Annotated in this window: 10 protein-coding genes and 1 other RNA gene; 6 read left to right on the forward strand and 5 right to left on the reverse strand. The window is 60.7% G+C overall.

Annotation, left to right across the window (positions count from 1 at the left end; genetic code table 11):
- Positions 1-135: 135 nt before the first annotated feature.
- The 4 genes from guaD to xdhA form a co-directional block, all read right to left on the reverse strand.
- On the reverse strand, positions 136-1,440 hold the full coding sequence (gene guaD / locus ACX3YD_RS08290) for a guanine deaminase (protein WP_458959637.1): 1,305 nt from the start codon (positions 1,438-1,440) through the stop codon (positions 136-138).
- A 25-nt stretch (positions 1,441-1,465) separates the two neighbouring features.
- Positions 1,466-2,323, reverse strand: coding sequence for a xanthine dehydrogenase accessory protein XdhC (gene xdhC, locus ACX3YD_RS08295; RefSeq protein WP_103402634.1), 858 nt, complete (start codon positions 2,321-2,323; stop codon positions 1,466-1,468).
- 116 nt (positions 2,324-2,439) lie between these two features.
- Positions 2,440-4,839, reverse strand: coding sequence for a xanthine dehydrogenase molybdopterin binding subunit (xdhB, locus tag ACX3YD_RS08300; RefSeq protein WP_458959638.1), 2,400 nt, complete (start codon positions 4,837-4,839; stop codon positions 2,440-2,442).
- The gene (gene xdhA / locus ACX3YD_RS08305) at positions 4,832-6,286 is read right to left on the reverse strand and encodes a xanthine dehydrogenase small subunit (protein WP_458959639.1); all 1,455 of its coding nucleotides are present in this window, start codon (positions 6,284-6,286) and stop codon (positions 4,832-4,834) included. Before xdhA ends, xdhB begins: the two co-directional genes overlap by 8 nt.
- 267 nt (positions 6,287-6,553) lie before the next feature.
- Here xdhA and ACX3YD_RS08310 point away from each other — a divergent pair, with 267 nt between their 5' ends.
- The 6 genes from ACX3YD_RS08310 to ffs all read left to right on the forward strand — a co-directional run bounded on the left by ACX3YD_RS08310 (position 6,554) and on the right by ffs (position 15,946).
- The gene (locus ACX3YD_RS08310; RefSeq protein WP_458959640.1) at positions 6,554-7,213 is read left to right on the forward strand and encodes a GntR family transcriptional regulator; all 660 of its coding nucleotides are present in this window, start codon (positions 6,554-6,556) and stop codon (positions 7,211-7,213) included.
- A gap of 2 nt (positions 7,214-7,215) precedes the next feature.
- Positions 7,216-10,704: a chromosome segregation protein SMC gene (gene smc, locus ACX3YD_RS08315; protein ID WP_458959641.1), complete on the forward strand. Its 3,489-nt coding sequence runs from the start codon at positions 7,216-7,218 to the stop codon at positions 10,702-10,704.
- Positions 10,705-10,941: 237 nt separating this feature from the next.
- Positions 10,942-11,796: a cell division protein ZipA gene (gene zipA, locus ACX3YD_RS08320; protein WP_047531450.1), complete on the forward strand. Its 855-nt coding sequence runs from the start codon at positions 10,942-10,944 to the stop codon at positions 11,794-11,796.
- A gap of 146 nt (positions 11,797-11,942) precedes the next feature.
- Positions 11,943-14,300: an NAD-dependent DNA ligase LigA gene (gene ligA / locus ACX3YD_RS08325; RefSeq protein WP_458959642.1), complete on the forward strand. Its 2,358-nt coding sequence runs from the start codon at positions 11,943-11,945 to the stop codon at positions 14,298-14,300.
- A 153-nt stretch (positions 14,301-14,453) separates the two neighbouring features.
- Complete coding sequence (locus ACX3YD_RS08330) at positions 14,454-15,620, forward strand: zinc-binding metallopeptidase family protein (RefSeq protein ID WP_458959643.1); 1,167 nt, start codon at positions 14,454-14,456, stop codon at positions 15,618-15,620.
- Between the two features lie 229 nt (positions 15,621-15,849).
- Positions 15,850-15,946: signal recognition particle sRNA small type (ffs, locus tag ACX3YD_RS08335), an RNA gene on the forward strand.
- A 169-nt stretch (positions 15,947-16,115) separates the two neighbouring features.
- Here the strand turns inward: ffs and ACX3YD_RS08340 are convergent.
- Positions 16,116-16,442, reverse strand: coding sequence for a helix-turn-helix domain-containing protein (locus ACX3YD_RS08340; RefSeq protein ID WP_047531444.1), 327 nt, complete (start codon positions 16,440-16,442; stop codon positions 16,116-16,118).
- Positions 16,443-16,524: the final 82 nt, after the last annotated feature.

A 16,524-nucleotide genomic window follows, 5' to 3' on the forward strand; every position in this document is an offset into this window, starting at 1 on the left:
GATCTTCGGTGTTTACAAAAACTTGCAATTCACCTCGGCCACTGTGGGAGCTGGCTTGCCAGCGATGACGGACTGACAGGCAATAAAAATCCCCCGGGCTGAAAAGCGGCGGGGGATTTTTTATGTCGGTGAAACCTAGCGCTGATGCACCAGATTCCCTGCCGCGTATGTCTGCAGCACGGTCCTGTCATCCCCGAGGGTCATCAGCACGAACAGTGTCTCGGCAATGTTGTTGGCCTGCTTCAGGCGATAGCCCAGCAATGGCGTGGCGTTGTAGTCCAACACCAGGAAATCTGCGTCCGTGCCCGGCTGCAGGTTGCCGATCTTGTCTTCCAGGCGCAAGGCGCGGGCACCGCCGAGGGTCGCCAGGTACAGCGACTTGAACGGGCTCAGGCGCGCACCTTGCAGTTGCATGACCTTGTACGCTTCGTTCAGGGTTTGCAGCAGCGAGAAACTGGTGCCGCCGCCCACATCGGTGCCCAGGCCGACGTTCAGCTTGTGTTTCTCGGCCATCGGCAGGTTGAACAGGCCACTGCCCAGGAAGAAGTTCGACGTCGGGCAGAACGCAATCGCCGACCCGGTTTCGGCCAGTCGCGCGCACTCGTCATCGCACAGGTGCACGCCGTGGGCGAATACCGAGCGCTCGCCCAGCAACTGGTAGTGATCGTAGACGTCCAGGTAGCCCTTGCGCTCCGGGAACAATTCCTTGACCCACTCGACTTCCTTGAGGTTTTCACTGATGTGGGTCTGCATGTACAGATCCGGGTACTCGCTGAGCAACTGGCCGGCGAGGGTCAGTTGTTCCGGGGTGCTGGTCGGGGCGAAGCGCGGGGTCACCGCGTAGTGCAGGCGGCCCTTGCCGTGCCAGCGCTCGATCAGCGCCTTGCTTTCGACGTAGCTGGACTCGGCGGTGTCGGTCAGGTAGTCCGGGGCGTTGCGGTCCATCATCACCTTGCCGGCGATCATCCGCAGGTCCAGCTGTTCGGCGGCTTCGAAGAACGAGTTCACCGACTGCGGATGCACGCTGCCGAACACCAGCGCCGTGGTGGTGCCGTTGCGCAGCAGTTCCTTGATGAAAATGTCGGCGACTTCGTCGGCGTGGGCCTTGTCGGCGAACTGGCTTTCGCACGGGAAGGTGTAAGTGTTCAGCCAGTCCAGCAGTTGCTCGCCGTAGGCTCCGACCATGCCGGTCTGCGGCAGGTGGATGTGGGTGTCGATGAAGCCCGGGGTGATCAGCGAATCCTGGTAGTGGGTGATTTCGATGTCCGCCGGCAGGGTCGGCAGCAGTTCACTGGCGTGACCCAGTGCGCTGATTTTGCCGTTATCGACCACCAGCAGGCCATCCTCGAAATACTCGTAGGAGGCTTCGATCCCCACTTCAGCGGGGTCGGCGATACTGTGCAGAATGGCGGCGCGGTAGGCTTTGCGAGTCAGAGGCATGGTCATTCTCTATTTATGAAGCTCATCAATTTGAGGCTTTCAGTTTTGTGGCCTGACTGCGGCGCGACACGGGCAGCAGTTTGGCAATCGGTTCGGCGCTGGCGGTCTGTTGGCCGAAGTTGGCGTTGTAGGTGGCGATGATTTCGCCGGCGATGGAGATGGCGATTTCCACAGGCAACTTGCCTTTGACTTCGCCGATGCCCATCGGGCAGCGCATGCGTTGCACTACGTTGCTGTCGAAACCGCGATCACGCAGGCGATGTTCGAATTTCACCCGTTTGGTCTTCGAGCCGATCAGGCCGAAGTAGGCGAAGTCATTGCGCTTGAGGATCGCGGCGGTGAGTTCGAGGTCGAGCTGATGGTTGTGGGTCATGACGATGCAATAACTGCCGGCGGGCAGGTCATCGATTTCATCCACCGGTTCTTCACTGACAATCTTGCGCACGCCGTGGGGGATCTGTTGCGGGAACTCATCCTCCCGCGAGTCGATCCAGCGCACCCGGCAGGGCAGGCTGGCCAGGAGCGGCACCAGTGCGCGGCCGACGTGGCCGGCGCCGAACACGGCGATTTGCGCCTGGACCTGGCCCATCGGTTCGAACAGCAATACGGTGGCACCACCGCAGCACTGGCCCAGGCTGGCGCCGAGGCTGAAGCGCTCCAGATGGGTGTCTTGCTTGCCGCTGGCGAGCATCTCGCGGGCGATCTGCATGGCCTTGTATTCCAGGTGCCCGCCGCCGATGGTGTCGAACGTCTGGCTGGCACTGATGACCATCTTCGAGCCGGCGTTGCGCGGCGTCGAGCCGAGCTCTTCGATGATGGTCACCAACACGCAGGGTTCACCGCGGTTTTGCAGGTCGGCGAGGGCGTCGATCCAGTTGTACATGTCTCACCTCAACATCTCTGTTGTCTGTTCCGGCCTCATCGCCAGCAGGCTGGCTCCCACATTGGAATGCATTCCCCTGTGGGAGCTGGCTTGCCAGCGATGGCAGCGCCTCGGGCTTAGAGCGGAGCCAACTCGGTTTCAGCCTCGACAGCCTTCGCCACCTTCAGCTGGCGCATCTGCTCACAGCCCCACAACACGCGCTCCGGGGTGGCCGGTGCGTCGATTTTCGGTTGGTGCTTGTAGTCGCCCAGGCTGGCCACGGCGTCCTTGATTGCACACCACGCGGCGATACCGAGCATGAAGGGCGGCTCGCCCACGGCCTTGGAGTGGAACACCGTGTCTTCCGGGTTCTTGCGGTTCTCCACCAGTTTCACCCGCAGGTCCAGCGGCATGTCCGCCACGGCCGGGATCTTGTAGCTGGCCGGGCCGTTGGTCATCAGCTTGCCTTTGTTGTTCCAGACCAGCTCTTCCATGGTTAGCCAGCCCATGCCCTGGATGAAGCCGCCCTCGACCTGACCGATGTCGATCGCCGGGTTCAGCGAGGCGCCGACGTCGTGCAGGATGTCGGTGCGCAACATCTTGTATTCGCCGGTCAGGGTGTCGACCAGCACTTCGCAGCACGCCGCGCCGAAGGCGAAGTAGTAGAACGGACGACCACGGGCCTGGCTGCGGTCGTAGTAGATTTTCGGGGTCTTGTAGAACCCGGTACTCGACAGCGACACCTGGGCGAAATACGCCTGCTGGATCAGTGCCTCGAAGGTCAGGATGTGATCGCGAACCCGCACGTGGCCGTTGTGGAATTCCACGTCTGCTTCGCTGACCTTGTAATGCCGCGCGGCGAATTCCACCAGGCGTTGCTTGATGGTTTCGGCGGCGTTCTGCGCAGCCTTGCCGTTCAGGTCGGCGCCACTGGAGGCGGCGGTTGGCGAGGTGTTCGGCACTTTGTCGGTGTTGGTCGCGGTGATCTGCACGCGGTCCATTTCCACCTGGAACACTTCGGCCACGACCTGCGCGACTTTGGTGTTCAGGCCCTGGCCCATCTCGGTGCCGCCGTGGTTCAGGTGAATGCTGCCGTCGGTGTAGACGTGCAACAGCGCGCCGGCCTGGTTGAGGAAGCTGGCGGTGAAGGAAATGCCGAATTTCACTGGGGTCAGCGCCAGGCCTTTTTTCAGGATCGGGCTGTTGGCGTTGTAGCGACGGATCGCTTCGCGGCGCTCGGCATACTGGCTGCTTTCTTCCAGTTCGGCGGTCATTTCCTCGAGCATGTTGTGCTCGACGGTCTGGTAGTAGTGGGTGACGTTGCGCTCGGTCTTGCCGTAGTAGTTGGCCTTGCGCACGGTCAGTGGATCGAGGGCCAGATGACGGGCGATGGCGTCCATCACTTCTTCAATGGCCACCATGCCTTGCGGGCCGCCGAAACCACGGTAGGCGGTGTTCGACGCGGTGTTGGTCTTGCAGCGGTGACCGTTGATGGTCGCGTCGCCCAGGTAATACGAGTTGTCGGAGTGGAACATCGCCCGGTCGACAATCGAGGCCGACAGGTCCGGCGAGCAACCGCAGTTGCCGGCCAGTTCCAGGGCGATGCCGTGCAGGCGGCCCGTGCTGTCGAAGCCGACGTCGTACTCGACGTAGAACGGGTGCCGCTTGCCGGTCATCAGCATGTCTTCGACACGTGGCAGGCGCATCTTGGTCGGCTGGCCGGTCAGGTGCGCGATCACCGCGCACAGGCACGCCGGGCTCGCGGCCTGGGTTTCCTTGCCGCCGAAACCTCCGCCCATGCGGCGCATGTCGACGACGATTTTGTTCATCGACACATCCAGCACTTCGGCCACCAGTTTCTGCACTTCAGTAGGGTTCTGGGTCGAGCAGTAGACGATCATGCCGCCGTCTTCGGTCGGCATCACCGAAGAAATCTGGGTTTCCAGGTAGAAGTGCTCCTGGCCGCCAATGTGCAGCGTGCCCTGGATGCGATGTTCGGCGGTGGCCAGCGCGGTGGCTGAATCGCCGCGTTGGTGGGTGTGGCTGTCGAGTACGAAGTGACGCTTGCGCAGGGCTTCGACCACATCCAGCACTGGCTCGAGATCTTCGTATTCAATGATCGCGGCCATCGCCGCCTTGCGCGCGGTTTCCAGGTCTTTCGCCGCAACCGCGACCACGGGTTGACCGACGAACTGCACCGTGTCGATCGCCAGCAGCGGGTCGCCCGGCAACAACGGGCCGATGTCTTTCAGGCCCGGCACGTCTTCATGGGTGATGGCGATGCGCACGCCTTCGAAGGCGTAGCAAGGCGCGGTGTCGATGCGGATGATTTTCGCGTGGGCGCGGTCCGACAGGCGGGCGTACACGTGCAGCTGGTTCGGAAATTCCAGGCGATCGTCGATGTACTGCGCTTCACCGGACACATGCTTGGCGGCGCTGTCATGCTTGACGCTGCGGCCGACACCGGTGGTCAGGTCCTTGGCGAACAGTTCAGCCAGTTCGGCTTGGGTCTTCTCTACGGCGTGATGATTAGACATAAGCGGTCACCCGAGTCTCGATGTGCGGTGTTTGCAGTTCGATGAAGTATTTGCGCAGCAGGTTCTGCGCACTGAGCAGGCGATATTCCTTGCTGGCGCGGAAGTCCGAGAGCGGTGTGAAGTCTTCGGCCAGGGCCGCGCAGGCGCGTTCGACCGTGGCGTTATTGAAAGGCGCACCCAGCAGCGCCGCTTCGCACGCGGCGGCACGTTTCGGGATGGCTGCCATGCCGCCGAAGGCCACGCGTGCCTCGGCGACCATGCCGTTTTCCAGGCGAATGTTGAAGGCGGCGCACACCGCCGAGATGTCATCGTCCAGGCGCTTGGAGACTTTGTAGGCGCGGAACAGTTTTTCGGCGCTGGCGCGCGGCACGATGATCTTCTCGATGAACTCGCTTTCCTGGCGGGCAGTGACGCGGTAATCGATGAAGTAATCCTCCAGCGCCAGGGTGCGGCGGGTTTCGCCCTTGCACAGGACGATTTGCGCGCCGAGGGCGATCAGCAGCGGAGGCGAGTCACCGATGGGCGAGGCGTTGCCGATGTTGCCGCCGAGGGTGCCCTGGTTGCGGATCTGCAAGGAGGCAAAACGCTGCAGCAATTCGCCGAAGTCCGGGTACTCGGCTTTCAAGGCGTCGTAGCAGTCGGAGAGGGCCGTGGCGGCGCCGATTTCCAGGCGATCCTCGAAGCGCTCGATGCGTTTCATTTCGGCGACGTTGCCAACGTAGATCATCACCGGCAGCGTGCGGTGGAACTGGGTGACTTCCAGCGCCAGGTCCGTGCCGCCGGCCAGCAGGCGAGCCTGTGGATAAGCATCGTAGAGGTCGGCCAGATCGGCCACCGTCAGCGGCACCAGGCAACGTTTGTCGCCACTGTTGAGTTCGCCGATATCGGTCGGGGCAATGGCTTTGAGGCGGGCAATGGTTTCGGCTTCACGGGCATCGAACTGGTCGGGCTGTTTACCGCAGCAGGACTGTTGGGCCGCTTCCAGAATCGGGCGATAGCCGGTGCAGCGGCAGAGGTTGCCGGCCAGGGCTTCGTGGGCTTTATGGGCGTCGGGTTCGTCGCTGTTTTTTTGCAGGGCGAACAGCGACATGACGAAGCCAGGCGTGCAAAAGCCGCACTGCGAGCCGTGGCACTCGACCATGGCTTTCTGCACGCTGTGCAGCTCGCCTTTGTGCTTGAGGTCTTCGACGCTGATCAATTGCTTGCCGTGCAGGGACGACACGAAGGTCAGGCATGAATTAAGGCTGCGATAGCGAATGTGTTCGCGGCCCTCGTCATCCGTTTGCAACTCGCCGACCACCACTGTGCAGGCGCCGCAGTCACCGCTGGCGCAGCCTTCTTTGGTGCCGGGTTTGCCCACATGGTCGCGCAGATAGTTGAGCACGGTCAGGTTCGGGTCCAGGGCGTGCTCGCTACGGAGTTCCTGGTTTAGTAAAAACTGGATCACGGAAGGCCTCGCAGACTCATTATTGTTGTTAACCGACTTGAACCGAATTTAGCAGGTCTGACTTTTCGGTCAATGATTTTCTGACTTAAAGGTCAGGAAAATGCACTTTGTCGATCGACAACCGGTTTCTTCATTATTGACCCTCGCGGGATAGCCTGCTTTTTGCTCGAATCGTGCCAAAAACCACCAGGCGGGCACTCTGCCCTGTCGTATCAATTGCGCTACACTGCGCCGCTTGTGCAGATCTACGAGTTTGAAGGGACCACCATGACGTTCAAGGCGCCGGACAGCCTCGCCGAGCAAATCGCTCACCACCTCGCCGAACGGATCATTCGCGGCGAAATGAAGCCCGGAGAGCGCATCCAGGAACAGAAGGTCACGCTTGCCCTGAACGTCAGTCGCGGTTCGGTTCGCGAGGCCCTGCTGATCCTTGAGCGCCGTCATCTGATCGCGATCCTGCCGCGACGTGGCGCCCATGTCACCGAACTCACCGCGCACAAGGTGCAGAGCCTGTGCACGCTGATGAGCGAGATGTACATCCTGCTGGGCAATGCGGTGGCCAATGGCTGGCAAGTCCAGGCGGACCTGGCGCCGTTCGTGCAGATCCAGCAGCGCCTGAACAGCGATTTCGAGCGCCAGGACATTCGCAGCTTCGTCGATGACAGTTTCAGCGTGATGCGCGCCGCGTATCCGTTTGCCGACAACCCGTACTTGCAGGAAACCGTCGAGAATCTGCAGCCGGCGATGAGCCGTGCCTATTTCCTCGCCCTGGATCAGCGCAAAGCGTCGATGAGCGAGTTTCTGGAACTGTTCGAACGCCTGCTTGCCGCCGTGATCGCCCGTGACTTTGCGCAGATTCGCCTGGTGCTGACGGCTTACGCCCAGCGCAGCTGCGATCTGGTGATCTCCGCCCTGACGGACGCCTGATTTTGCGGCTCAAGTGCATCAAGCTGGCGGGGTTCAAGTCCTTCGTCGATCCGACCACGGTGAACTTCCCCAGTAACATGGCGGCGGTCGTCGGGCCCAATGGCTGCGGCAAGTCGAACATTATCGACGCCGTACGCTGGGTGATGGGCGAGAGCTCGGCCAAGAACCTGCGCGGCGAGTCGATGACCGACGTCATCTTCAACGGATCGACCAGCCGCAAGCCAGTGAGCCAGGCCAGTATCGAGCTGGTGTTCGACAACTCCGACGGCACACTGCTCGGTGAATACGCCGCCTACGCGGAAATCTCCATTCGCCGCAAAGTCACCCGCGACAGCCAGACCACCTATTATCTCAACGGCACCAAATGCCGGCGTCGCGACATCACCGACATATTCCTTGGTACCGGCCTGGGCCCGCGCAGCTATTCGATCATCGAGCAGGGGATGATCTCCAAGCTGATCGAGTCCAAGCCCGAGGACTTGCGCAACTTCATCGAAGAAGCGGCGGGCATTTCCAAGTACAAGGAGCGCCGGCGCGAGACCGAAAACCGTATCCGTCGCACCCACGAAAACCTTGCGCGCCTGACCGACCTGCGCGAAGAACTTGAACGCCAGCTCGAACGCTTGCACCGTCAGGCCGAGGCCGCCAAGAAGTATCAGGAATTCAAAGGCGAAGAGCGGCAGCTCAAGGCTCAACTGTCAGCCTTGCGTTGGCAGGATCTGAACGACCAGGTCGGCCAGCGTGAAGCGATCATCGGCACCCAGGAAATTTCCTTTGAGGCCCTGGTCGCCGAGCAGCGCAATGCCGACGCGAGCATCGAGCGCCTGCGTGACGGGCATCACGACCTCTCTGAGCGCTTCAATCTGGTGCAGGGGCGCTTCTATTCGGTCGGCGGCGACATCGCCCGGGTCGAGCAGAGCATCCAGCACGGTCAGCAGCGTCTGCGCCAACTGCAGGACGATCTGAAAGAAGCCGAGCGCGCGCGCCTGGAGACCGAATCTCACCTGGGCCACGACCGCACCTTGCTGCTGACCCTCGGCGAAGAGCTGGACATGCTCACCCCCGAGCAGGAAGTCACCAGCGCCGCCGCCGAAGAGGCCGCCGCCGCGCTGGAAGAGTCCGAAACCACCATGCACGGCTGGCAGGAGCAGTGGGACACGTTCAACCTCACCGCCGCCGAACCGCGACGTCAGGCCGAAGTCCAGCAGTCGCGAATCCAGCAGCTGGAAACCAGCCTGGAGCGTCTGGCCGATCGGCAGAAGCGCCTTGGTGAAGAGCGCGCCTTGCTGTCGGCGGACCCGGAAGACGCGGCGATCATGGCGCTCAGCGAACAGCTCGCTGAATCCGAGGCGACCCTTGAGGATTTGCAGACCAGTGAAGAAGCTCAGGTCGAAAAGCTTGAGCAACTGCGTCAGCAATTGCAGCAAGCGCTGACGGCGCAGCAGCAGGCCCAGGGCGATTTGCAGCGCCTCAATGGTCGACTGGCCTCCCTGGAAGCCTTGCAGCAAGCCGCCCTCGATCCGGGCACCGGCACCGCTGAGTGGTTGCGTGATCAACATCTGGCGGATCGCCCGCGCCTGGCCGAAGGCTTGAAGGTTGAAGCAGGTTGGGAACTGGCGGTGGAAACCGTGCTCGGGGCCGACCTGCAAGCCGTGCTGGTGGATGATTTCAACGATTTCGATTTGTCCGGGTTTGTCCAGGGCGATCTGCGTTTGCTCAGCCCCGCGACCGATGGCGTGCGGGTGCCGGGCAGTTTGCTCGACAAGGTCGAGGCGCAGATCGATCTGTCGCCGTGGCTGGGGCAGGTCAAACCGGTCGACAGTCTGGAGCAGGCGCTGGCCTTGCGTGGCCAGTTAACGGTCGGCCAGAGCCTGATCAGCCGCGACGGTTATTGGGTCGGTCGGCACTTCCTGCGTGTGCGTCGTGCCAGCGAAGCGGAAAGCGGCATGCTGGCTCGAGGTCAGGAAATCCTGACACTGGGCCTGGAGCGCGAAGAGCGCGAAGCGGCGGTCGAGACCCTGGAAACCGAATTGCAAAACCTGCGGGCGCAACAGCGTCAGCAGGAGAACGGACGCGAACACTTGCGCCGATTGCTGCAAGACGAGGCCCGTCAACAAGGCGAATTGAAAGCCCAGTTGTCGGCCGGAAAAGCCAAGGCCGAGCAGTTGACCTTGCGCCGCACGCGTCTTGATGAAGAAATCGAGGAGTTGGGCGAACAGCGGGCCCTGGAGCACGAAAGCATCGGCGAAGCGCGCCTGCAATTGCAGGAAGCCCTCGACGCCATGGCGTTGGACACCGAGCAGCGCGAGTTGCTGCTGGCCCAGCGCGACAGCTTGCGTGAGCGTCTTGACCGGGTGCGCCAGGAAGCGCGCCAGCATAAGGATCACGCTCATCAATTGGCGGTGCGCCTTGGATCGCTCAAGGCCCAGCACGATTCGACGCGACAGGCGCTGGAGCGACTGGAAATGCAGTCCGAGCGCCTGACCGAAAAACGCGAGCAGTTGAGCCTCAATCTGGAGGAGGGCGAGGCGCCGCTGGAAGAGCTGCGCCTGAAACTTGAAGAGCTGCTCGACAAACGCATGACCGTCGACGAAGAACTCAAGACCGCGCAGATCGCTCTCGAGGATGCCGACCGCGAACTGCGCGAAGCCGAGAAGCGCCGGACCCAGGCCGAACAACAGTCCCAGCTGATTCGCAGTCAGCTCGAGACCCAGCGCATGGAATGGCAAGCCCTGACCGTGCGGCGCAAGGCATTGCAGGACCAGTTGCTGGAAGACGGCTACGACTTGCACGGTGTGCTCGCCACGCTGACACCCGAAGCCAGCGAGAAGGACGCCGAGGAAGAACTCGAACGCATCTCCGCGCGGATTCAACGCCTGGGTGCGATCAACCTCGCGGCCATCGACGAATACCAGCAACAATCGGAGCGTAAACGTTATCTGGATGCGCAGAACGATGATCTGGTCGAAGCGCTCGACACGCTGGAGAACGTGATTCGCAAGATCGACAAGGAAACCCGTAACCGCTTCAAAGATACCTTTGATCAGATCAATGGCGGTTTACAGGCACTTTTCCCGAAAGTTTTCGGTGGAGGCCGCGCGTATTTGGAACTGACGGGCGAAGATCTACTCGATACAGGTGTGACGATCATGGCGCAGCCTCCTGGCAAGAAGAACAGCACCATCCATTTGCTCTCTGGTGGCGAAAAAGCCCTGACCGCACTGGCCCTGGTTTTTGCGATCTTCAAGTTGAACCCGGCGCCGTTCTGCATGCTCGATGAAGTTGACGCACCACTGGATGACGCGAACGTTGGACGCTATGCACGGCTGGTCAAAGAGATGTCGCAGACCGTGCAGTTCATCTATATCACCCACAACAAGATCGCCATGGAAATGGCCGATCAACTGATGGGGGTGACGATGCACGAGCCTGGTTGCTCGCGTCTGGTGGCTGTCGATGTCGAGGAGGCGATGGCGATGGTCGAGGCCTGAGGCCAGCCGCAAGTTGCAGGTTTCAAGCTGCAAGCGAGGCGGATTGCAGCTTGAAGCTTGATGCTTGTGATTGCGCGGCCCTATAAAGTTGCCTTTGGTCGTGCTAGTTTAATGTCAATTTTTCGTGTACGTGGGCAAAACGCCTGTCAGAACATAGAGTTGGCGCCACGTTTTAAAGCGGTTTACAGGTTGTAAACCCCTTATTTTTCAGCATTTTTTATAGAGGCACGGGATTACATGGAAATCGGTCTGCGCGAGTGGCTGATCGTCATCGGCATTATTGTCATTGCCGGTATTCTTTTTGATGGCTGGCGCCGTATGCGCGGCGGCAAGGGAAAACTGAAATTCCGTCTTGATCGAAGTCTGTCCAATCTGCCGGATGAAGACACCAGTGCCGAACTGTTGGGCCCGCCTCGTGTATTGGACACTCACAAGGAGCCGCAACTGGACGAGCACGATCTGCCGTCGGTGAGCATGCCGGCCCGTGAACCGCGTGAGTCGGGTTCCAAGCGCGGCAAACGCGGTCATGGCGAACCTTCGCAAGGCGACATGAATCTCAGTCTGGATCTGGACGGTGGCCCGAGCTTCAGCACTCGCGACGACGATTTCGCCGAAGACATCAAGGCAGCCCCTGCGGTCAGCGACAAGGATCATCCGCAAGCCGAAGAAGTGCTGGTGATCAGCGTGATCTGCCGCGACGCCGCTGGCTTCAAGGGCCCGGCCCTGTTGCAGAACATTCTGGAAAGCGGCCTGCGTTTTGGCGAAATGGACATCTTCCACCGTCACGAAAGCATGGCGGGCAACGGCGAAGTCCTGTTCTCCATGGCCAATGCGGTGAAGCCGGGCGTCTTCGATCTGGACGACATCGACCACTTCAGCACCCCGGCGGTGAGCTTCTTCCTGGGCTTGCCTGGTCCACGTCATCCGAAGCAAGCCTTCGACGTGATGGTGGCGGCGGCGCGCAAACTGTCTCAGGAACTGAACGGTGAACTGAAGGATGACCAGCGCAGCGTGCTGACGGCCCAGACCATCGAGCACTACCGTCAGCGTATCGTTGAGTTTGAACGTCGCGCCCTGACCCAGAAGCGCTAATCCAATGGCCGGGCAGGTTTCTGTGGCACAGGGGCTTGCCGTGGCAAGGGAGCAAGCTTCCTTGCCGCACTGTCCATAGCCTTGAGCTACTGTATTCAGAAAATTGAGCAGCCTCGGCTGCTCTTTTGCTTTATGAGAGAACACCCATGACTGCCGCCCAAAACCGCATTCTAGAGCTGCGCGCCGAGCTGGATCAGCACAACTATCGCTATCACGTGCTGGACGAGCCGAGCATTCCGGACGCCGAATACGATCGGTTGTTCAACGAGCTCAAGGCGCTCGAAGCTGCCAACCCGGAACTGATCACCAGTGACTCGCCTACCCAGCGAGTCGGCAGCGCGGCCCTGTCGGCGTTCACTCAGGTGCGCCACGAAGTGCCGATGCTCAGCCTCGGCAACGCCTTCGAAGAAACCGACATGTATGAGTTCGACCGCCGGGTGACCGAAGGGCTGGATCTGCCGGCCGGTGATCTGTTCGGTGGCGGTGCGACGGTCGAGTACAGTTGCGAACCAAAGCTCGATGGCCTGGCGGTCAGTTTGCTGTATCAGGACGGCATGCTGGTGCGCGGTGCAACGCGCGGCGACGGCACCACCGGCGAAGACATCAGCGTCAACGTGCGCACTGTGCGCAACATTCCGCTCAAGTTGCACGGCACCGGTTGGCCGGCCACACTGGAAGTGCGCGGCGAAGTGTTCATGTCCAAGGCCGGTTTCGAGCGGCTCAACGCCACGCAACTGGAAGTCGGCGGCAAGACCTTCGCCAACCCGCGCAACGCCGCGGCGGGCAGCTTGCGTCAGCTGGATTCGAAGATCACGGCCAATCGGCCGCTGGAATTCTGCTGCTACGGCATCGGCCAGGTGTCCGCCGATATCGCCGATACGCATATCGGCAACCTGCAACAGCTCAAGGCCTGGGGCCTGCCGATCAGCCACGAGCTCAAGCTGGCGAACGGCATCGCCGAGTGCCTGGATTACTACCGCGACATCGGTGAGCGGCGCAACGCGCTGCCTTACGAAATCGATGGTGTGGTGTTCAAGGTCAACAGCATTGCCGCCCAGCGCGAACTGGGTTTCCGCGCTCGCGAACCGCGCTGGGCCATCGCCCACAAGTTTCCGGCCATGGAAGAGTTGACCGAGCTGCTCGACGTCGAATTCCAGGTCGGGCGCACCGGCGCCGTCACGCCCGTGGCCCGCCTGAGGCCGGTCAAGGTGGCGGGTGTCACCGTGGCCAACGCGACGTTGCACAACATGGATGAAGTGGCGCGCCTGGGATTGATGATTGGCGACACGGTGATCATCCGCCGTGCTGGCGACGTGATTCCGCAAGTGGTTCAGGTCGTGCTCGAGCGTCGTCCGGACGATGCGCGGCCGGTGCATATTCCCGAGCAATGCCCGGTCTGCGGCTCGCATGTCGAGCGCACGCAACTGATCAAGCGCAGCAAGGGCCGCGAGACTGTCAGCGAAGGCGCGGTGTATCGCTGTGTCGGTCGACTGGCCTGCGGCGCGCAACTCAAACAGGCGATCATTCACTTCGTTTCCCGTCGCGCGATGGATATCGAAGGTCTGGGCGAGAAGAGTGTCGAGCAACTGGTGGATGAAGGTCTGGTGAGTTCGCCCGCCGATCTGTACGCCCTGACGTTCGAGCAGATCGTGGATCTGGAAGGCTTTGCCGAGCTGTCGAGCAAAAACCTGCTTGCTGCAATTGAAGACAGCAAGAAGCCAGGCCTCGCACGCTTCATTTACGCCCTGGGGATTCCCGATGTCGGCGAGGAGACAGCCAAGGTCTTGGCGCGCTCCCTGGGTTCGCTGGAGCGGGTACAGCAGGCATTGCCGCAAGTGTTGACGTACTTGCCGGATGTCGGGCTGGAAGTCGCCCACGAGATCCACAGCTTCTTCGAAGATGCGCATAACCGGCAGGTGATCGCCAATCTGCTCAAGCATGGGCTGCAGATACAGGATCAGGGCGAACTGGGCGCCGAATTTGCCGCCAGCACCACGCTGGGCGGTTTCCTCGACAAGTTGAACATTCCTTCGGTCGGACCGGGCGGTGCGCAGAAACTCGCCGACAAGTTCGGTTCGCTGCAAGCGGTCATCGCCGCCGACTGGCTGGATATGCGACAGGCGTTGCCGGAGAAGCAGGCCAGTTCGGTCCGCGAGTTTTTTGCGATCGAGGAACATCGTCAATTGGCCGAGGCTGCCGAAAAACAGCTGGCTGAGTTCGGCATGCACTGGCACAGCGAGAAAAAAGTCGTCGAAGGCTTGCCGCTGGCCGGTCAGACGTGGGTGTTGACGGGGTCGCTGGAGCTGATGAGTCGCGACGTGGCCAAGGACAAACTCGAAAGCCTTGGTGCCAAGGTGGCGGGTTCGGTATCGGCCAAGACCCATTGCGTGGTCGCCGGGCCGGGTGCAGGGTCGAAATTGACCAAGGCCAATGAGCTTGGCTTGAAGGTGCTGGATGAAGAGGCGTTTGTCGGGTTCCTGAGTGGGCACGGCATTTCGGTCTGACGCCATTCGCTGGCCAGCCAGTTCCTGCAAGGACGACGCAGCCCCTGCAGGAGCCGGCCTGCCCGCGAATCGGTATCAGCCCCGTTGAAAGTCGCGGGAACGATCGACGGCCAATCATGATCTAGTCTTGGCAAGCCCCAGGGAGAGATCGCCATGTACCGCTACTTCGACCAGCTCAGCTCACGCATCACTGCGCCTGTCATCGGCGAAAGTTCACGCAATGGCAAGGTCTGGCCGTGCCGTTGCGGGCAATCATTGTTCTTTCGCAACAGCCAGTGCCTGGCCTGTTCGGCAGCGTTGGGTTATCACCCGTCGCTCAGCTGTGTCTCCTCGCTGCAACCGGGCTGGCAATCCGATACCTGGTTGCTCGATGTCGACCCTGCCATGGGCGTGTTTCGCCGGTGTGCCAATCTCGACTCCCCGGCAGCCTGTAACTGGCTGTTGCCCGCCAACGACCACGATGCCTTGTGCATCGCCTGCAGCCTGAATCGCACCATCCCCGATCTGTCGATGGCCGAGAACCACGAGCGCTGGCACAAGGTCGAAACCGCCAAGCGGCGCCTGATTGCACAATTGGTCAGCCTCGGGCTGCAGGTCATCCCGAAAACTGTCGACGAAGACACCGGCCTGGCCTTTGACTTTACCGGCATGGATCTCGAGGGCAAGCCGCCGACCACGGGTCACGCTAACGGCTTGATCACACTGGATATCAATGAGGCCGACGACGTCCATCGCGAACGGGTGCGCGTGCAAATGCACGAACCCTATCGCACCTTGCTCGGGCATTTTCGTCACGAAGTCGGGCATTACTACTGGGACCGGTTGATCGCCCGCAGTGATTGGCTCGAAGCCTTTCGCGATGTGTTCGGTGATGAGCGCGCCAGCTACGCCGAGGCCCTGGAGGGGCATTATCAACAAGGCGCACCGCTTGACTGGCAGCAGCATTGCGTCAGCGCCTACGCCACCATGCACCCCTGGGAGGACTGGGCGGAAACCTGGGCTCACTACTTGCACATGATGGACGCGGTGGACACGGCGCTGGGCTTTGGCATGAGTGCCCGGGAAATGGATTTCGACTACCAGCCGTTCCCTTCCAGCACCCTTTATGATCCTCAGCATCCCGGTGCCGAGGCGTTCCTGTCCTTCGTTAACGCATGGATCGAACTGGCCGGCATGCTCAATGAGCTGTCGCGCAGCATGGGTCAGCCAGATTTTTACCCTTTTGTATTGCCGTCGGCGGTGATTACCAAGCTGCACTTCATTCACCTGGTCATCCAGCGGGAGGGCGGCAGGGCAGATGATGTGCTGCAGGATCTGTAGGCGCGAGCCCGCTCGCGAAGAGCGTGAGGGCGACGCGTTAATCCAGGCAGCGCGTGTCATTGTCAGTGTCTCTTGCAAGCAAGCTCGCTTCTGCATGGACTGATTTTTATCGTTGTCGCATGTCCTTGACGCTGCTCATATTTTTTAATCCGCTCGAACGGTTGTAACTTCGCCGCAGATAGGTACAATGGCGCGGCTCGCCGTCAGGTGAGCGTCGTTATGGTGACCCCATCGGTCCCCCCGCAACGATTACCCGTGAACCTGGTCAGATCCGGAAGGAAGCAGCCACAGCGGGAACATTGTGTGCCGGGGTGTGGCTGGTGGGGTTGCCTCCATAACGCACCGCGAGCCCTCTCTCGCGTTATCTGTTCAAGCACACTCTTCATTGCGCTGCCATGGATCTTGTCCATTGCGGTTTTTTGTCGTCTGCGATTTGCGGTTCAGGTGCAAAAAAGGAGGCCAACCTGTCGAGTGCGACAGGTCGGCCTCTCTTTTTCATTTTCTGCCATTAGGCTTGGACAAGGCCTGGTCAACCGCTGCAATCAGCTTTCCCAGATCATTTGGGGTTGCTTTATGAATGACATCGAACAGATACGCCCGCTGTTCATCTTCATCGCCCAAATCTGCGAAAAAGGCTTTCAGCTTCACGCCCAGCACATCGGCTAGTTGGAACAGAACGTCCACGCTGGGGGTATAGGTGCCGGTTTCGAAGCGGCTGATGGTTTTGGGGTCAAAACCGGTTCTTTCGCCAAGTTCAGCCTGAGTAAGCCCCGCGACCTTGCGGTAGCGCCGGATGGCTGGACCCAAACTTGAAATTTGCATTACTCAATTCCCATTTAGAATCAAGAACTTAACGATAGATTTTTGCATTAGACAACTGCTTGATCCATCACCTTGCTTTGCA

It is taken from the genome of Pseudomonas fluorescens group sp. PF-1, assembly GCF_054481335.1.